The sequence below is a fragment of the Caballeronia sp. LZ043 genome, assembly GCF_031451075.1.
Taxonomy (GTDB): domain Bacteria; phylum Pseudomonadota; class Gammaproteobacteria; order Burkholderiales; family Burkholderiaceae; genus Caballeronia.
In genome coordinates, this window is record NZ_JARUXT010000001.1 from 477,863 (window position 1) to 493,911 (window position 16,049).

A 16,049-nucleotide genomic window follows, 5' to 3' on the forward strand; every position below is an offset into this window, starting at 1 on the left:
CCTGTCGTCGGTGCAGTGTCGACTGGCTGCATCAATGTCCACCAAAGTTGAGTATCGTATCGCAAAGCTTTTCCAGTGAAGGGGGCTTGCCTCCTTTGTCGAGAGCTAGTGCGAGCTTTGCCCCAATGAGTAGCGGATTTTTGTGAAGCGACTTGGCGTTGCCGTAACTTGCGTGGGCTTCATTCTTTACGTCGTTGTATACGTTCTCGCCTAAAGATTCCTTCAGTTCCTGGTTGACCACGTCTCCGAAGTTCGTAGGCCACGCTACAAACGTATTCGCCCAAACGGTGTGCGTCGGGAAGGGGGCGCCATCCTCCATCGCAAGCAACCTAAACAATGACAGGTTATCTTTCTCATGCTTCGCTTTGTGATTCTCATGGCAATCAGCGTCACAATCGAACATACCGAAGACCGGTATCTGCAGTTGTCTGGCGATGATTATCGGACGTAAAAGACTACTTTTGCCGTCAACGGAGACGATGTGGCAGCCGAACCTGCGGAAATCGTAAAGTCGGTCCGTGAGGGCAAGCCAGGAGGTCAAATACGCGACATCTTCAATGCCCTCAACGAGAATGAGCCTTTGCGAGAAGAAGATTTCCGTCAAGGCCGGTTGAAGGATGGGTGCGATTCGCGCCAGGCTGCCCCGGTGGTCCAGTGGACGTTCGCCCGTAACGCGAGCAAGTTCGTCGTTGATTGATTTTGGGAGCGGCTGAATCACGGACGATGAATTGGAGGTCGAGTCACGTCGCACGAAACGAACGCTTTCAAAGGAATTACCGGAAACGAATAGCGGGCTATGAGTCGTTACAAGCACCTGAGAGCCTTTTTCGGCAAGGGTCGTCAATGTGCTCGCGAGATGCCGGGCTTGAGGAGGATGTTGGTAAAGTTCAGGCTCTTCACATCCCAGAATGAGCCGCGGTTCTTCTGTGTCGGTTTGACCAGCGAGCTCTTGTAGAAGTGCAAGCAGGAAGGAGCGTTGAAAGCCATGTCCGAATCGAGCTAGCTCACCAAAGAATGTTCCTTCACCTGCAATGATGCTCGCGAACGGCTCCTCAATTTTCACCGACTTGACTGGGTCCTGTTGCCAACTCACCTTCAGGCTAGCATTCGGGTGAGCCCATTGCATTAAACGGTTTTGCAGAGAGTTCGAGATTTCGTCTAATGCGCCTTGGCTCTCATCCAGGAGTTTTTGATACTGGTTTCGAGCCTCCTGTGCGACAGTCGTGAGACGTTCAGCGAAGTTCACTTTTGCACGAACGGAGCGTGCAAGAAGTTTTCCCAGCGCCGTTGCTTTCGTCTCTGACTGCTCCGTGCTCGCGTCCTTCACTGCGGGGACGTACACCCATTGCACATATTTACGCAGCCGGTCCGTGCCCTTGCTTACGCCATAGAACTGGTCTTCGCTCGCGATAAGTACACACTGTTCCGGGCGATTCGCTTCAAAAGTGCGAAGAGCGTCGGCCATCGCAGGGCCTGCCGCCGCCTTGGGCAGGTCGAACTGCTCCTGCAGCCTGGCATAGATACTCCGTAGTTCATCAATCTTCGCCTTGTCGCCCTGCCGCTCGAAGTAGGGCGCAAACTCAGTCATTGCAAGACGCTCTCCAAACTGACGGACTTCGGCGCGTCCCATTGCCGGGTCAAATGTGGCCTTCGCCGTCACAATGAGTCTGTCTTGGCGAACATAGTCCCTGAAGTCCTCCTTGGCCGCTTCACTCAGGTTGCAGAAGGTGACGGTGATTTCAACGGGCTGCGAGGTGTCTTTCTGGTGGAAATCCTCAGCAGTGAGATATTGGACGTCTGTCGATACTCCTTCGGATTCTCGGAAAAAGATATTGAGCGCAAGGAGAAGCGTCGACTTGCCAGCCCCGTTCGGACCCACAAGGCAGTTGTAAAAATCAAGCACAAAAACGGTGTGCTTGATGGTTCTAAGGTTCTTTATCTCGAGCTTCTCAATGTGCACGACGACCTCGCCACGTTATCCATTTTAGTTGACGTCTTGTTCAGCGCTCGCCTTCGGACAACAGGGGTGCATTAGCTGATGTCCCGCTCGAACGACAGAAGCCAATAGCAGAATAAGGAAAAACTTGCCCTGTGGAAAGCCCAAAGCCGAGGCGTGGCGAAGCTCAAGGCGCAAGGGAATGCTGACCTGACGGCTCTGTCGTTGACGCCATCCTCAACGTCTTGGAGGTGTTTCGGCAACCAGCGGTCGGCCCCATTTTAGACTTCACTGGACGCGTCGGCTTGGACAGCGCTCATTCAATGAATTAACGCGGGGTTTGAGGGCCTGCGCATCCATCCGTGGTGTTGAACACCCAAGAAAGGAGATGGTCGCGTCGCAGATGACTCTGCTATCGCAGCAATGGACTCTACCCAATTGTCCGCCGAGTGTCGGGCCCGGATAGGGCGTGATAATAGGCAGGACAGGTCCATGGCTCGATAGCCGAGGCGGGTGATGCAATCGGACGAACTATTGCTTCGAGCGCTAACGCGGCTCAGTTGGAAGTGCCGTGGTCTCAACGAGCGCAAGCCGACTCCTAAAACGACGAGCTGTCGCATCTACGCGTCTAAAACGGCGCTTTCACTCAGGTATCGCGCGAATTGCGCTGAAAACATAAAACCGCCGCCCTATATGTCCCGATACGTCGACCAGCGTCGCGTACAGGCACACCAGGGCCGCTATTGCACGCTCGTGGTCAAAAAACCCTCATCGAAACGATATGAAACTACTTGAACTCGAAGATTTGGCCGCTCTGCTTGGTCGCAGCCCGGAAACAATTCGCAAAGATATACGCCGCAACCCGATGGCGGTCCCGCCTCGCTTACACATTCCGGGCACACGCATGTTGCGCTGGCGTGAATGCGACGTGGATGCGTGGCTTGCGGAGCATGTTGTCGGTGGAGGGGCCAATGAATCTGCTTGACCAGCGGCTCGACATTCGCCGGGCTTTGAGTGAGCCCCCGCCGCCTCTTGACCATGTGTTGTCCGGCTTGTTGGCTGGAACGGTGGGTGCGCTGGTTGGACCTGGGGGCGTGGGAAAAACGATGCTCCTGATGCAAATCGCATGCGACATTGCGGCCGGCCTACCCGTCGGCGGTGGTGTCCTTACACCAGGCATGGTCTCGAACGCGGGCGCGCCGGTTGTGTTTCTGCTGGCTGAAGAGTCGCACGACGTGATGCGTTGGCGCCTGCAAGCAGCGTTACAACGCATTCAGGAGATGGCCGAATTCAAGGACGCGGGAGCCTGCGATGCGCTCGTCGAGCGATTGAGTCGACACCTTCTGGTGTTTCCACTGGCCGGTAAGAAGCGACTCAAGCTGATTGCTGACGGAGAAGTGGTCGAGGACGCGCTCATGAAAGTCGTCGAGATTGCGAAGAGTGCGAGGCTTCTGATAGTTGACCCGCTCAGACGTTTTCACTCGGGTGAGGAAAATGATTCTTCGCATATGACAACTGTGGTCGGAGCGTTTGAGCGGATTGCGATGCAGTCGGGTGCCGCGGTAATCCTGTCGCATCACGCGAATCGAAGTTCTGTGCTTGGTGGCGCGGGCGACCAAGCAAGTGCGTCGCGTGGCTCATCGGCACTCACCGACGGTATTCGGTGGCAAGCTAATCTCTCCGCCGTTGCAGAGTCGACGGCCAGTCATCTAGGTATCGCTGAGCCGCATCGGCGAAATCTCGTCCGCCTCGACATCGCCAAAGCAAACTATGGCTCCAAGGGCTTTGAACCGCTTATCCTCCGAAGGGACGCAAACTCCGGTGCGCTAGCTGTCGCCGGGTCATCGGGGACGACGCGACGTGTTTCCGCGAGTGACGTGGCGAAGACCAGGCGAACGTCCTCACGGCACACCGGAGCAACCAATGTCCGCTGAGCGCGTCGTGCGTTATGACCCGGCGTTCGCTTCGGCGGCCCTTTTTCAGCCGGTATTCAAAGGTTTCCGCCCGAGACTGGACGTCCGTTTTGATTTTAACGGTATCGGCTGGCGTTGGCGTGGGCCCGAACAGCTGGGCATCCCCGAGCAGACGCTGCTGCTTGTCTTGCTCGAGCTCGCGGCAGAGCAGAAAGCGGTTGAACCGGTGGATGAGACACGTCAGATTGAGTCGGACCTGTATCAGGCCGGCGAAGTACGGCGGCCTCGCACGGCCAGGCTCACGGTGAGTTTCTACGAGCTTTGTCGTCGTCTTGGCCGGGGTGCCGGCGGCAGCGCAACCGAGCAGCGACGTGCAGAGCTGAAACGGCTGTGCGAAGTGACGGTATGGTCGAAGACCGATGACGGCACAGAGTTCCAGAGCCGCCTGCTGAACTGGGAGGTCGGGAATGGAAAAGGGGTAACTGTGGTGCTGAACTGGAGACTTACGGAAGTCCTGTTCGGCGGTCACTTCTCCGTCGTCTGCCTTGATGAGCGCCTCTCCTTGAAGTCGGAGTGCGCGCGGGCGTTGCATTGCGCGTTGTCGCTCCGAATTCGTGCCGGTATGACGATGGCTTTCCACATCGACAAGCTTGCGAAATATATTTGGTCTGATGCGGGAGTCCATACTACATGGAGCCGGCGGACCGAGCATCGCCCTGAATCGGAAACACCTGCTGCCATCGCTGCCCGGCGCCGCTCGCGTGAGTTAAAGAAGGCTGTCACGGAAATGGCGGGGCTGAGCGCGTGGACGGTGAAACTCACGACGAATGGGGCGATACAGTTTTCGCGTCATGCGCTGACCAGAGTGGAAGAAACCTCGCGTCCTTGGCCACCAGAGCAGTCGCAGCTTCCCCGTCTGAGACAGGAGGCATCTCGAAGCCCCGCTGCGTTGCCCGGTGTCTGGACAATGTTTGCCCGACAGGACTCGTCGGCTGCCTCCAGCTGACGATTGCAATATGACGTGTCCATGGGTGACCCAGTCACGTCAAATTGCGAACGGTTTCACGTCGCAATGCGTCGGAGCCAGTTGCGTAACCTGTTGAAAATTAGAGACTATTTTGGCTTGTTGCGTGAGGCTCTATTTCAATCTAGTAAAAATGCCTGACATGGATTGCGAGAGCCTCCGGGGAAACGGGAGGACGCTCCGCTTCCGCCGGGAGTCATGTGCGAAGGGCGCGAGCCCTTCTTTGCCCATGGTTGCCCAGTTGTTGACCCCGAGGCATTCGCAATCTCAGACCGGAAAGGTAAAAGTCGGTCTGCAGTGACGATTGACACATGACAAGGAGAGTTGGCCCCGACCGCTACACTCAATGGCGGGCGCTTGGACTCACGCGACAACTGACAAGGATTCGTAGCCCAAGAGTCGCTTGGACGCTGCGCGTACATCGTGAATTGGGAAGACGCTGAGGTCCTCTTTGGACGCTTGCTCGCGGAGTTCATCGACCATGTCTGAAACGAGGTCATACTCCCGGTCTGAGTAAATAGGCAAGTCAGCAGAAGGGACCCAGGCCGTCAACTCAAATTTGTCCGGTGTGATAAATCCAAAGCTGTCTCGTGCTCGAGCCAGTCTCCACAGCGCTGCCGACGGTGCCCGAAGACGTACCGCACTCTTGCTTTTCGGGTCGATAGCGGCATAACAGGTCGCATAGGCCTGACCCACGTAGTCAATCGCGAAGCCCGTCGACGATTTCGACAAACTGAATGTCCGGTTAAAGCCGGCGTGAAGCGACGGCTTGCGGATGAGGACTTCCTTTTTTACCGATTGAGCGAACCGGTTCTCGAAGGCTGGTCGAACCACGCGTATGTCATCTTCCGATGACAAACTCGAGATAGTCGACCGGCGATGAAAGAGTGAGCATCTCTCCAGTGCTGCCTGAACTACGCCTTCCTCGTCTTCTGCATCGACATCGAAGGCCTTGCCAATCTGGATACCGCTCAGTGGGCTAACCCATTGGGAGGGGCGACCCTTGTGTACGCTCCAGTCGAGATAATCCGCTACGATAAGTGCACCGAAAGAATGGATAGTGATGCCTAAATCGTCAGGCAGGCACTTCAGGACCTTGCGTGTGACGACTCGCGCGAACGGTGTCCCACTCTCGAATTGGCCAAGGACGGCGATTGCAACCCGCTCGCCCGACGTTTCAATATCGAGATACACGAGACGAGCGCTTCCCGTGCACATGTCGCCGGACGATAGAAAAGTCAGTTGCTCGAAGATAGTCATTGCAGTGAAGTGCCAACGTCATTACGCCGGATGTTGAAGAGCTCAGAAAAGCCAAGCGCCTGGGACACTTCTTCGTGAAGACGGTCCACACTCAGTGCAAGATAGCGCTCCATCTGCTCGGCGAGAAACGCGGTGGACGCGACGTGTTCCAGCGGGATGCGCTCGACCGCGCTGATGCACTCCGCGCAGAATGAATTCACGGTCGGACGCAGGGCGTGACGTCGGGCGCGCGGCAGCTCGCTCAATCGGCGCAACAGATAGTTGGGGCCTGGACGGGGCGTCGTCGAGAAAAGGTTCATATTTTCACCTCCCATCGCTTTCTCGTGGTCGATGAGTAACGCGCCAACGCGTGGCGCCCAGACCAGGTTGTCGTCGTGTCGGTCGTCGTTGCCAATCAACGCATCGTACATCGCGATTCGCGCCAGCAGCGCATCATCAAGTTTAATGTGCGTTGCGAGAACCTGGTCGGACAGCCGGTCAAGTTGGACCGGTTGAGCGTTGGCAACATATTCCGTAGCGAAGCAGCGTTTGAACGGCGTGTCGCCGTATGGCCAGCCATCGGTCAGACGGTTTTTCTCAACCCAGACCCAGAAAGCTTCGGGCGTTGGGAGCCTAAGCTGTCGAGCAAGCCAGGCACACGCCGATTCGACTGAGAAGCCCCGGTCCGTCAGGAGCTTTACAACCGCGATGACGCTGCCCGTTCTGACCTGAATCTGGACACGCCCCCGCACGACCAGGTTCGTCGCATTCGACATGCGGTCTACCGGCCGGAACTGGAGTCGGCCTTCAGCAAAAGGTGTGGCGTCCCCACTTTTCGCTGCTTCGAATAAGCTGCTCATACAAGTCCTACTGACGCGCAGCAGGACTTGTGCGCGAATGCATTTGCGGGGAATCCGAGGGCACGATGTGTCGACCAAGGGCTCAATAACCAAAGGTCGCGAACACTTCATCTTGTGTGCCGCGGAAACATGGACACCAAGTATAGTGCATTTTGTCAACGCATTGAACTTACCGTCGCCAGCCTCCAGCATGAATCCTGACCCGCTGCGAATGACGGGACGCGAGGGCGACAGAGGTACCGTTGCGGACAGCGACGGTTCGCCCGCTTTTTCCCTTGGGCGTCTGCGCTGGGGAACTGCGGGCGTCCCCGGGATTGTCATCGCCCGCGTCGTTTCGGGCTCGCGCCGGGGCTGGAGGCGCGCAGCACGCTCAGGCCGATTCGGACGTCGTCGTTTGTTTCAACAGATGGCCCAATTGAAGTGCTGGAAAGGACAATTTGTGCATCGCATCGACGAGCAGTTCGAACGGCAAGCGTTTTTCTCCTTCTTCGTTTCGCCCGTACAGACTGTCTGGCGCATGTCCAATCAGTTCTTCAATGACCGCGTTGTCGATGCCAGACAGCAACCCAAAGGCTTTGAACGTATGCCGGAAACTGTGAAAGTCGAGGCGCGGGTCGTCGAGCCCCTCGGCATCTAGGTATTCGTTGAACCAGGTACTAAAAACTGCGCTGAGCTGGCCGTACTGGTTCGGCTTCAGGTCGGGAAAAATCAGACCGTCCGCGTCCTGCGTCGCGACGTAGTCGAGCCAGCCTAAGTTAAGCAGTGTTTGATGAAGCGGTACGTGTCGCATGATGCTGGCTTCGCCCGTGCGGTGTTCGCGCTTGGTGTCGTGCAGGTGCAGACACCACACTCCGGCGCGCTGCACGACGTCCCGCGTGCGGAGGCGGCACAGGTCTTCAAGGCGCGCGCCTGTATGCGGCCCAAGGAGCGGCAGCCAGTAAGCCGCCTCATGGGCGCCTTTTCCTGGACGATGACCGCTCACATAAACGCGGGATGCGTAAAGCAAATTGAGCTCGCCAATCGTGTACGCATCGCGCTGCGATTCGGGGGCGGTATCTTTGCGAACGGCCTTCCGGGAGAACTTCGCACGTCCGAAGGGGTTGATTTTGAGCTGAGTCGTCCGGCTCTCTATGGCATGATTCACGACAGCGGACAGAAGCGACAAAATCGTGTTGACGCGGCTTTTGCCAATTGACTCCCGGGTCAGGCATGCCGACTTGAATTGCGCGACATGCTCGGGCGCCACGGCGGAGAGCGGCATCACGCCCACCAGCCGCTCGAATCGTGCAACTTGCGCGCGCACTTCGCTCGCGGTCTTCGGTCGCGGCGCCGCGTCTTCGACCCACCGCTCGATAGCAACCGCCCAGGTGTCGTCCGGGTCGACCAGAGGAAGGGCGTGGGGTGTTTCGGCACCCTCTCCGTCAAGACGGCGTAACTCCTCTTCGACCACCCCAAGTTGCGCTTCTGACATAACCCGCAAGAGGGTCTCAAATTCTTCCGACACTGCAGGCAGCCAGACGCGCTCCCAGGTCAGAAATTCTTCAACCGATTCCTGGATATCCGAGAAATTCTCCGATGCGCGGGCGCGACGCAGGCTCGTGCGCGCTTCCAGCAGCAGGCTTCTGTGGGCGTCCGGGTCGTATCCATCGTCGTCGTAGAGGTCCGAATCGGCGGGCTCATGCAGCACCTTGCGGAATGCGACGTCGCAGTCCAGCGCGGTCGCCCTGAAACGCTCAACCAGCCGGGGAAACTGAGTCGATGTGACGCGTGTGGTTCCGTGTGGCTGTACGGTCGGGTGATACGCCGGTGGCTCGCTGACGGCGCGCAGGCCGTGCGGCCACCAGGTCTCCGCGGGTTCGGCTGCCGCCTGCGCTCGTGCAGGTGCAATCAGGTGGTTGTATTCCAGTGCCGCGGCAGACAGGCGGCTTATCGCGGTCGTCTTGCAAGGCGTCTCGAGGCTGCGCCAGAAATCCTTGCGATTGAGGAGGGGTTGCAGTTCGAGCGGAATCTTCCGTCGGTAGTAAAAGTTCGACGAACCGTGACGCGTGGTGAGATAGGGGTGCTTCATGACATGTCTCCAGAAAGGTAACAGTGCCGTGTAGCAACCCGTCTGCGGGAAATCGGCAGAACCTAAAACGGATACACATAACGCGCCGTTTTAGAGGATTTTTGCCGCAAGAACGCAAAAAAGCCGCTGTCCTTGTGGAACAGCGGCTTTTTCTTGCAACTGGTGGCGAATCAGGGATTCGAACCCCGGACCTGCGGATTATGATTCCGTCGCTCTAACCGACTGAGCTAATTCGCCGAAAGACGAGATTATGCAGAGGGCGGTCCGGGCTGTCAAGCCTTCCCCTGCGATTTATTAAAACAGCCCGCCCCGGCCTCCTCAATCCTCGTGATACACGTTCGACTTGCGCGTGTCCTTCACGAACAGCATGCCGATCACGAACGTCGCCAGCGCAATCACGATCGGATACCACAGCCCCGAGTAGATGTCGCCCTTGGCCGCGACGATCGCGAAGGCCGTCGCCGGCAGGAAGCCGCCGAACCAGCCATTGCCGATGTGATACGGCAGCGACATCGACGTATAGCGGATCCGCGCCGGGAACATCTCGACCAGCATCGCCGCGATTGGCCCGTACACCATCGTCACGAAGATCACGAGGATGGTCAGCACCACGATCGCCATCGGCCAGTTGATCAGCGCCGGATCGGCCTTCGCCGGATAGCCCGCGCTCTTCAGCGTGCCGGCGAGCGTCTTGTCGAACGCGGCGCCCTGGGCCTTGGCGTCGGCGCCCTTGCCGTCATAGGTGTTGACGACCGTTTCGCCCACCTTGATCTGCGCCAGCGTGCCCGCCGGCGCCGCCACGTTCTCATAGTTCAGGCCGGCCTTCGACAGCGCGCCCTTCGCGATATCGCACGACGACGTGAACTTCGACGTGCCCACCGGATTGAACTGGAACGAGCACTCGTCCGGATTCGCGATCACGACGATCGGCGACTTGAGCGTCGCGGCCTCGAGCGTCGGATTGGTGTAGTGGGCGAGTGCCTTGAACAGCGGGAAGAACGAGAGCGCGGCGATCAGGCAGCCGGCCATGATGATCGGCTTGCGTCCGATGCGGTCCGACAGCGACCCGAAGAACACGAAGAACGGCGTGCCGATCAGCAGCGCCACGGCGACCATGATGTTCGCGCTGGTGCCGTCCACCTTGAGCGTCTGCGTGAGGAAGAACAGCGAATAGAACTGGCCCGTGTACCACACGACCGCCTGGCCCGCCGTCAGGCCGAACAGCGCCAGCAGCACGATCTTCAGGTTCTTCCACTCGCCGAACGCCTCGGTGAGCGGCGCCTTCGAGGTCTTGCCTTCGGCCTTGATGCGCTCGAACACCGGCGATTCATGCAGCTTCATCCGGATCCACACCGACACCGCGAGCAGCAGGATCGACACGAGGAACGGGATGCGCCACGCCCATGCGCCGAACTGTTCCTCGCCGACCGCCGTGCGCACCGCGAGAATCACGATCAGCGAGATGAACAGGCCGAGCGTCGCCGTGGTCTGGATCCACGCCGTCCACGCGCCGCGCTTGTTCGAGGGCGCGTGCTCCGCGACATAGGTGGCCGCGCCGCCGTACTCGCCGCCGAGCGCGAGGCCCTGCAACAGACGCATCGCGATGAAGATGACCGGCGCCGCGATGCCGATGGTCGCGTAACCTGGCAGGAAGCCGATCAGGAACGTCGACAGGCCCATGATCACGATCGTCACGAGGAACGTGTACTTGCGCCCGACCATGTCGCCGAGCCGCCCGAACACGATCGCGCCGAACGGACGCACTGCAAAGCCCGCCGCGAAGCCGAGCAGGGTGAAGATGAAGCCGGCCGTCGGGTTCACGCCCGAGAAGAAGGTCTTGCTGATGTAGACGGCGAGCGAGCCCGCCAGATAGAAGTCGTACCACTCGAACACCGTCCCGAGCGACGAAGCGAAAATGACCTTCTTTTCCTCCGCCGTCATCGGTGCGTGCGAAACGCGCCCCTCAACCGTAGCCATGTACCGCCTCCTGTCCTGATCTGATTTTTCGAATACGTCGGTCCGCGACCTGGCGGTTCCGGTGCTACGATTATTGGAACGAAAACTTACGGCGTTCTGACGCGCGGCGTCAGGCCTTCAGCGCTGCCTTTGCTGGAAGAACGCAGCGATTTGACGGGATCGTGGTGCAAACGATCGTTTAATTTCGGGCAACGTCGGGCTTCGAACGCCCAAGCGAGGAAAAATCGATCCGGACGCTCAGGGTTTGTCCCGGGCAGGATAAACCCGCTGGAGGCTGACCCGTACAAGGGTTCCGGCCAGCCGGGGGCTGTCCTGATACACGTGATCCTCGATCGTGAGCGTGCCGCCGTGCATCGTCGCGATCTCCTTGACGATCGCAAGTCCGAGCCCGCTGCCGTCGCCTTCGCGCCCGAGAATCCGGTAGAAGCGCTCCACCACGCGCTCGCGCTCCGCCGCCGGAATGCCGAGCCCCGAGTCTTCTACTTCGAGATGCACGAGATCGAGGTTGTCCTCGTCCGTCCGCACGCGCACGGTGATGCGCCCGCCCGCGGGCGTGTAGCGGATCGCGTTGTCGATCAGGTTCGAGAGCATCTCCCGCAGCATCACGACATTGCCTTCCACCTCCACCGGATGAGGCGGCTCCTCATAGCCCAGGTCCATGCCCTTGGCGAGCGCAGGCTGCACCCAGTCGCGCACCGCGAGGCGCGCGAGCGCCGTCAGCTCGATACGCGCAAAGATGCCGCCCGCCGCGCGATTCTCGGCGCGCGCCAGCGCCAGCAATTGCGTGACGAGGCGGGCGGCATGTTCGGAGCTCGTCGCGATCTGTTCCAGCGAGCGCTGCACCTCCGCCGACACCTCCTGGCGCATCGCAAACTCGGCCTGCATGCGCAAGCCGGCGAGCGGCGTCTTCATCTGATGCGCGGCATCGGCGATGAAACGTTTCTGGAACTCCATGTTCTGTTCGAGCCGCGTGAGCAGATCGTTGAACGAGGCGACCAGCGGCGCGATCTCCGGCGGGGCGCGGTCGGCCTCCAGCGGCGAGAGATCGTCCGGACGGCGCGCCCGGATATTCGATTGCAGCGCATGCAGCGGCGCAAGCCCGCGCGACAGTCCGAACCACACCAGGATGATCGCGAGCGGCAGGATCACGAACTGCGGCAGGATCACGCCCTTGATGATGTCGTTGGCGAGCTGGCTGCGTTTGTCGAGCGTCTCGGCAACCTGCACCAGCACCGGCTGGGTGCTGGCCGGATCGCGTCCGGGCGCGAGTCCGGGCAGATCCACCGTCGTGTAGGCGACGCGGATGTCGTTGCCGCGCAGTACATCGTCGCGGAATTCGACGATGCCGGGCTGCGGCCGGTCGTCGTCGTGCGGCAGCGGCATGTCGCGGTCGCCGCCGACCAGCTCGCCGCGCGTGCCGAGCACCTGGAAGAACACGCTGTCGATGTTGTCGGCGCGCAGGAAGTCGCGGGTAGCGTCGGGGAGGCGCAGTTCCGCGACGCCGTTGACCGGCTGGATCTGCCGCGCCAGCACGTAGGCGTCGGCTTCGAGCGCGCGATCGAAGGGCCCGTTGGCGATCGACTTGGCGACGAGATAGGTCACTGCGATGCTCATCGGCCAGAGCAGCAGCAGCGGCGCCAGCATCCAGTCGAGAATTTCACCGAAGAGCGAGCGCGGATGCGCGTGCGCATCGGGCTCGAGCTCGTCGGGCGGCGCGAACGGGTTGGCGTAGCGCGCGTCGCGCTGGGTGTCGGAGTCGGCGGAGGCTTCAGCGGATGGCTTCTGCGCGCGCGATTCGGTGGAAGCCGACGACGCCATGCCGCCTACTTGTAGTGATGGCTGGCGGGCATCGGGTCGGCCGGCGGCTGCGGGCCCGCGCCGTTCGACGACGCGCCCGCTTTCTCCAGCGTGTAACCGAGTCCGCGTACCGTGATGATCTTCGCGCCGCTCGGCTCGATCTTCTTGCGCAGCCGGTGCACGTAGACCTCGATGGCGTTATTGCTGACTTCCTCGCCCCACTCGCACAGATGATTGACGAGCTGTTCCTTCGACACGAGCCGGCCGCTTCGCTGCAGCAGCACTTCGAGCACGCCGAGCTCGCGCGCGGACAAGTCGATGACCTGCTCGCCGATCGTCGCGATGCGTCCGACCTGGTCGAAGCTCAGCGCGCCATGCTTCACGACCGTCGGACCGCCGCCCGCGCCGCGCCGCGTCAGCGCGCGCACGCGCGCTTCGAGCTCGTTGAGCGCGAAGGGCTTGGCCATATAGTCATCTGCGCCGAGGTCGAGTCCCTTCACGCGCTCGTCGACGCTGTCGGCGGCGGTGAGGATCAGCACGGGCATCTGCGAATTGCGTGCGCGCAGGCGGCGCAGCACCTCCAGGCCGGGCATCAGCGGCAGGCCGAGATCGAGGATCAGGAGGTCGAAAGTCTGTAGCGAGAGGGCGGTATCGGCCTCGACGCCATGCTTCACATGGTCGACGGCATAGCCCGATTGGCGGAGTGATCGGACGAGACCGTCCGCGAGTATGCTGTCGTCTTCGGCAATGAGGATTCGCATCGTCGTGTGCGCCTTGGTACGCCCGCATGCGCGGCGAAGCGCAGCGGCATTGCCGGCACCGAATGTCGCCCGGCGCGGCGGTCTCCAGGTGTATCGCGGTTCTTGCGCAGGGCGTGCAACTTGGGCGACGCGGAAAAAAGCAGCGTCGCACCTTTACCTGCTTGCAAAAACTACTGTTTTTTTATACAGTGTCTGCGTGCGTGTGAAAAGGCCTTTCGAGAAGCTCGTTCGAGCAGCGGAAATGCCCGTGAACACCGCCTCAGACGCCGTTCATCATAGCAAAGGACGATTCATGGAAGAAAGCAAGAAAGGCCCGGCTGGAATGACTGCGGAGAAGAGCAAGGCCCTGGCCGCCGCGCTCTCGCAGATCGAAAAGCAATTCGGCAAAGGGTCGATCATGCGGCTCGGCGCAGGTGAGGCGGTCGAAGACATTCAGGTGGTGTCCACCGGTTCGCTCGGTCTGGACATCGCACTCGGCGTCGGCGGTTTGCCGCGCGGCCGTGTGGTGGAAATCTACGGTCCGGAATCATCGGGCAAGACCACGCTCACGCTGCAGGTAGTTGCCGAAATGCAGAAGCTTGGCGGCACGGCGGCCTTCATCGACGCGGAACACGCGCTCGACGTTCAGTACGCAGGCAAGCTCGGCGTGAACGTGCCGGAACTGCTGATCTCGCAGCCGGACACGGGCGAGCAGGCACTCGAAATCGCGGACGCGCTGGTGCGCTCCGGCTCCATCGACATGATCGTCATCGACTCCGTAGCGGCGCTCGTGCCGAAGGCGGAAATCGAAGGCGAAATGGGCGACTCGCTGCCGGGTTTGCAGGCGCGTCTGATGTCGCAGGCGCTGCGCAAGCTGACTGGCACCATCAAGCGCACGAACTGCCTGGTCATCTTCATCAACCAGATCCGCATGAAGATCGGCGTGATGTTCGGCAACCCGGAAACCACTACCGGCGGTAATGCGCTCAAGTTCTATTCGTCTGTGCGTCTGGATATCCGCCGCATTGGCTCGATCAAGAAGAACGACGAAGTCATCGGCAATGAAACGCGCGTCAAGGTCGTGAAGAACAAGGTCGCGCCGCCGTTCCGCGAAGCCATCTTCGACATCCTGTACGGTGAAGGCATCTCGCGTCAGGGCGAAATCATCGACCTGGGCGTGCAGGCGAAGCTGGTCGACAAGGCCGGCGCCTGGTACAGCTACAACGGCGAGCGGATCGGTCAGGGCAAGGACAACGCGCGTGAATTCCTGCGCGAGAATCCGGACATCGCACGCGAGATCGAGAACAAGATCCGTGAATCGCTGGGCGTGGCTGCGCTGGGTGAAGTGGTTGCCGTCAAGGCCGAAGTGGCCGACGACGAATAAGCGTCGAGCCTGAAGGACGATGCTCAGGCGCCGGCCCGGTTCGAAGACGGATTCGAAGGCTGATCCGGAGGCTGGTTCGGAGCCTGCTTCGGAGCCCGGTCCGGCTGATGAGGCAACGGAGGAAGGTTGTGCATCCGTCGACCGCTACGAACGAAGCAGCGAACGGCGCGGAGTCTCGCCCAAAGGCGCATTCCCACGCAGTGACAAGAAACTCGCCGACGCGAAGAGGTCTTTCGCGTCGGCGCGTCGCGTTTCCGGGGCAAGCATGGGCGGGCGGTCGGACGAGCCGGATACGGCATCGGACCTGGCGGCTGCATCGGACGCCTCTCTAAGCCACGCAAACCCCCGCTCAACGCGCCTCGCACACGCTCGCGCCCTGCTGAAGCAGGCGACCGAGCAGCCCCCAGCACAGCGCGCCAAACGCACATCGGCGTCCGTCGAGTCCCCGTCCACGTCCGCGCCCCGGCGCGCGCGGCCAGCGCCTCCGCCATTCACAGATCCCTTCGAAGACGCCGACCCCTTCGAGCCATTCGAGCAACGCGCGCCGGCTGAAGCACCACCAGCCGCGGCGGACGAAGCAGTGTTCACCCGCACGAGCCAGCGCACTCGCAAGACTTCGGTTGCCGAAGCGAGCGACCCAAGGCGTCCGAAGCGCTCGTTGAAAGGGCGTGCGCTCGCGGCGCTGTCGCGTCGCGAGTTTAGCCGGGCCGAGTTGTCGCGAAAGTTGAGTCCGTATGTCAGCGAAACCGATTCCCTGGACACCGTGCTGGACGACCTGGAACGCGACGGCTGGCTGTCGAACGAACGCTTCGTGGAGAGCGTCGTGCATCGGCGGGCCGCGCGCATGGGCGGCAGCCGGATCATCAGCGAACTGAAGCGCCATGCGGTCGGCGAGTCGCTCATCAGCGAGACCGCCGACAAGCTCGCGCAAACCGAGACCGACCGCGCCCGGGCCGTATGGGAGAAGAAGTACGGCACCTTGCCGGACACGCCCGCTGAACGCGCCAGGCAGGCGCGCTTCCTGGCGGCGCGCGGCTTCTCCGGCGGCACGATCGGCAAGATCCTGAAGGGCGGCGACGAGGACTGGAGCGAAGAGATCGTCGACGACTGA

Annotated in this window: 12 protein-coding genes and 1 tRNA gene; 5 read left to right on the top strand and 8 right to left on the bottom strand. The window is 60.6% G+C overall.

Going from position 1 to position 16,049, the window contains the following annotated elements; translation table 11 throughout:
• Window positions 1-31: 31 nt before the first annotated feature.
• Window positions 32-1,960 (bottom strand): AAA family ATPase, encoded by a 1,929-nt coding sequence (locus QCE64_RS02215; RefSeq protein ID WP_310002547.1) that lies wholly within the window; start codon window positions 1,958-1,960, stop codon window positions 32-34.
• 757 nt (window positions 1,961-2,717) lie between these two features.
• Here QCE64_RS02215 and QCE64_RS02220 point away from each other — a divergent pair.
• The 3 genes from QCE64_RS02220 to repC are packed head-to-tail and all read left to right on the top strand — an operon-like array spanning window position 2,718 to window position 4,855.
• Window positions 2,718-2,921 (top strand): hypothetical protein, encoded by a 204-nt coding sequence (locus tag QCE64_RS02220; protein WP_310002548.1) that lies wholly within the window; start codon window positions 2,718-2,720, stop codon window positions 2,919-2,921.
• Complete coding sequence (locus QCE64_RS02225) at window positions 2,908-3,870, top strand: helicase RepA family protein (protein WP_310002549.1); 963 nt, start codon at window positions 2,908-2,910, stop codon at window positions 3,868-3,870. Before QCE64_RS02220 ends, QCE64_RS02225 begins: the two co-directional genes overlap by 14 nt.
• Window positions 3,860-4,855 carry a replication protein C, IncQ-type gene (repC, locus tag QCE64_RS02230; RefSeq protein WP_310002550.1) on the top strand — a complete coding sequence of 332 codons (996 nt, stop codon included), beginning with the start codon at window positions 3,860-3,862 and terminating at the stop codon, window positions 4,853-4,855. Before QCE64_RS02225 ends, repC begins: the two co-directional genes overlap by 11 nt.
• A 381-nt stretch (window positions 4,856-5,236) precedes the next feature.
• On the opposite strand, the gene QCE64_RS02235 is transcribed toward repC, so the two are convergent.
• The 7 genes from QCE64_RS02235 to QCE64_RS02265 all read right to left on the bottom strand — a co-directional run bounded on the left by QCE64_RS02235 (window position 5,237) and on the right by QCE64_RS02265 (window position 13,575).
• Window positions 5,237-6,133 (bottom strand): hypothetical protein, encoded by an 897-nt coding sequence (locus QCE64_RS02235; protein ID WP_310002551.1) that lies wholly within the window; start codon window positions 6,131-6,133, stop codon window positions 5,237-5,239.
• Window positions 6,130-6,972 carry a HipA family kinase gene (locus tag QCE64_RS02240; RefSeq protein ID WP_310002552.1) on the bottom strand — a complete coding sequence of 281 codons (843 nt, stop codon included), beginning with the start codon at window positions 6,970-6,972 and terminating at the stop codon, window positions 6,130-6,132. Before QCE64_RS02240 ends, QCE64_RS02235 begins: the two co-directional genes overlap by 4 nt.
• 370 nt (window positions 6,973-7,342) lie before the next feature.
• Window positions 7,343-9,040 (bottom strand): site-specific integrase, encoded by a 1,698-nt coding sequence (locus QCE64_RS02245; protein WP_310002553.1) that lies wholly within the window; start codon window positions 9,038-9,040, stop codon window positions 7,343-7,345.
• Between the two features lie 160 nt (window positions 9,041-9,200).
• A tRNA-Met gene (locus QCE64_RS02250) sits at window positions 9,201-9,277 on the bottom strand.
• A gap of 81 nt (window positions 9,278-9,358) precedes the next feature.
• The gene (locus QCE64_RS02255; RefSeq protein WP_309913957.1) at window positions 9,359-11,017 is read right to left on the bottom strand and encodes an MFS transporter; all 1,659 of its coding nucleotides are present in this window, start codon (window positions 11,015-11,017) and stop codon (window positions 9,359-9,361) included.
• 237 nt (window positions 11,018-11,254) lie between these two features.
• A complete protein-coding gene (locus QCE64_RS02260) occupies window positions 11,255-12,835 on the bottom strand; it encodes a sensor histidine kinase N-terminal domain-containing protein (RefSeq protein ID WP_309929234.1) in 1,581 nt (526 codons plus the stop codon).
• Between the two features lie 5 nt (window positions 12,836-12,840).
• The gene (locus QCE64_RS02265; protein ID WP_309929236.1) at window positions 12,841-13,575 is read right to left on the bottom strand and encodes a response regulator transcription factor; all 735 of its coding nucleotides are present in this window, start codon (window positions 13,573-13,575) and stop codon (window positions 12,841-12,843) included.
• Window positions 13,576-13,867: 292 nt separating this feature from the next.
• Here QCE64_RS02265 and recA point away from each other — a divergent pair, with 292 nt between their 5' ends.
• Both recA and recX read left to right on the top strand, forming a co-directional pair.
• Window positions 13,868-14,938 (top strand): recombinase RecA, encoded by a 1,071-nt coding sequence (gene recA, locus QCE64_RS02270; protein WP_309807330.1) that lies wholly within the window; start codon window positions 13,868-13,870, stop codon window positions 14,936-14,938.
• 580 nt (window positions 14,939-15,518) lie between these two features.
• On the top strand, window positions 15,519-16,049 hold the full coding sequence (gene recX, locus QCE64_RS02275) for a recombination regulator RecX (RefSeq protein WP_310002554.1): 531 nt from the start codon (window positions 15,519-15,521) through the stop codon (window positions 16,047-16,049).

Excerpts from the sequence above, each read along its gene's own strand:
- QCE64_RS02220 (WP_310002548.1), top strand. The coding sequence starts at position 2,718 with ATGAAACTACTTGAACTCGAAGATTTGGCCGCTCTGCTTGGTCGCAGC.
- QCE64_RS02225 (WP_310002549.1), top strand. The coding sequence starts at position 2,908 with ATGAATCTGCTTGACCAGCGGCTCGACATTCGCCGGGCTTTGAGTGAG.
- repC (WP_310002550.1), top strand. The coding sequence starts at position 3,860 with ATGTCCGCTGAGCGCGTCGTGCGTTATGACCCGGCGTTCGCTTCGGCG.
- QCE64_RS02235 (WP_310002551.1), bottom strand. The coding sequence starts at position 6,133 with ATGACTATCTTCGAGCAACTGACTTTTCTATCGTCCGGCGACATGTGC.
- QCE64_RS02240 (WP_310002552.1), bottom strand. The coding sequence starts at position 6,972 with ATGAGCAGCTTATTCGAAGCAGCGAAAAGTGGGGACGCCACACCTTTT.
- QCE64_RS02245 (WP_310002553.1), bottom strand. The coding sequence starts at position 9,040 with ATGAAGCACCCCTATCTCACCACGCGTCACGGTTCGTCGAACTTTTAC.
- QCE64_RS02255 (WP_309913957.1), bottom strand. The coding sequence starts at position 11,017 with ATGGCTACGGTTGAGGGGCGCGTTTCGCACGCACCGATGACGGCGGAG.
- QCE64_RS02260 (WP_309929234.1), bottom strand. The coding sequence starts at position 12,835 with ATGGCGTCGTCGGCTTCCACCGAATCGCGCGCGCAGAAGCCATCCGCT.
- QCE64_RS02265 (WP_309929236.1), bottom strand. The coding sequence starts at position 13,575 with ATGCGAATCCTCATTGCCGAAGACGACAGCATACTCGCGGACGGTCTC.
- recA (WP_309807330.1), top strand. The coding sequence starts at position 13,868 with ATGGAAGAAAGCAAGAAAGGCCCGGCTGGAATGACTGCGGAGAAGAGC.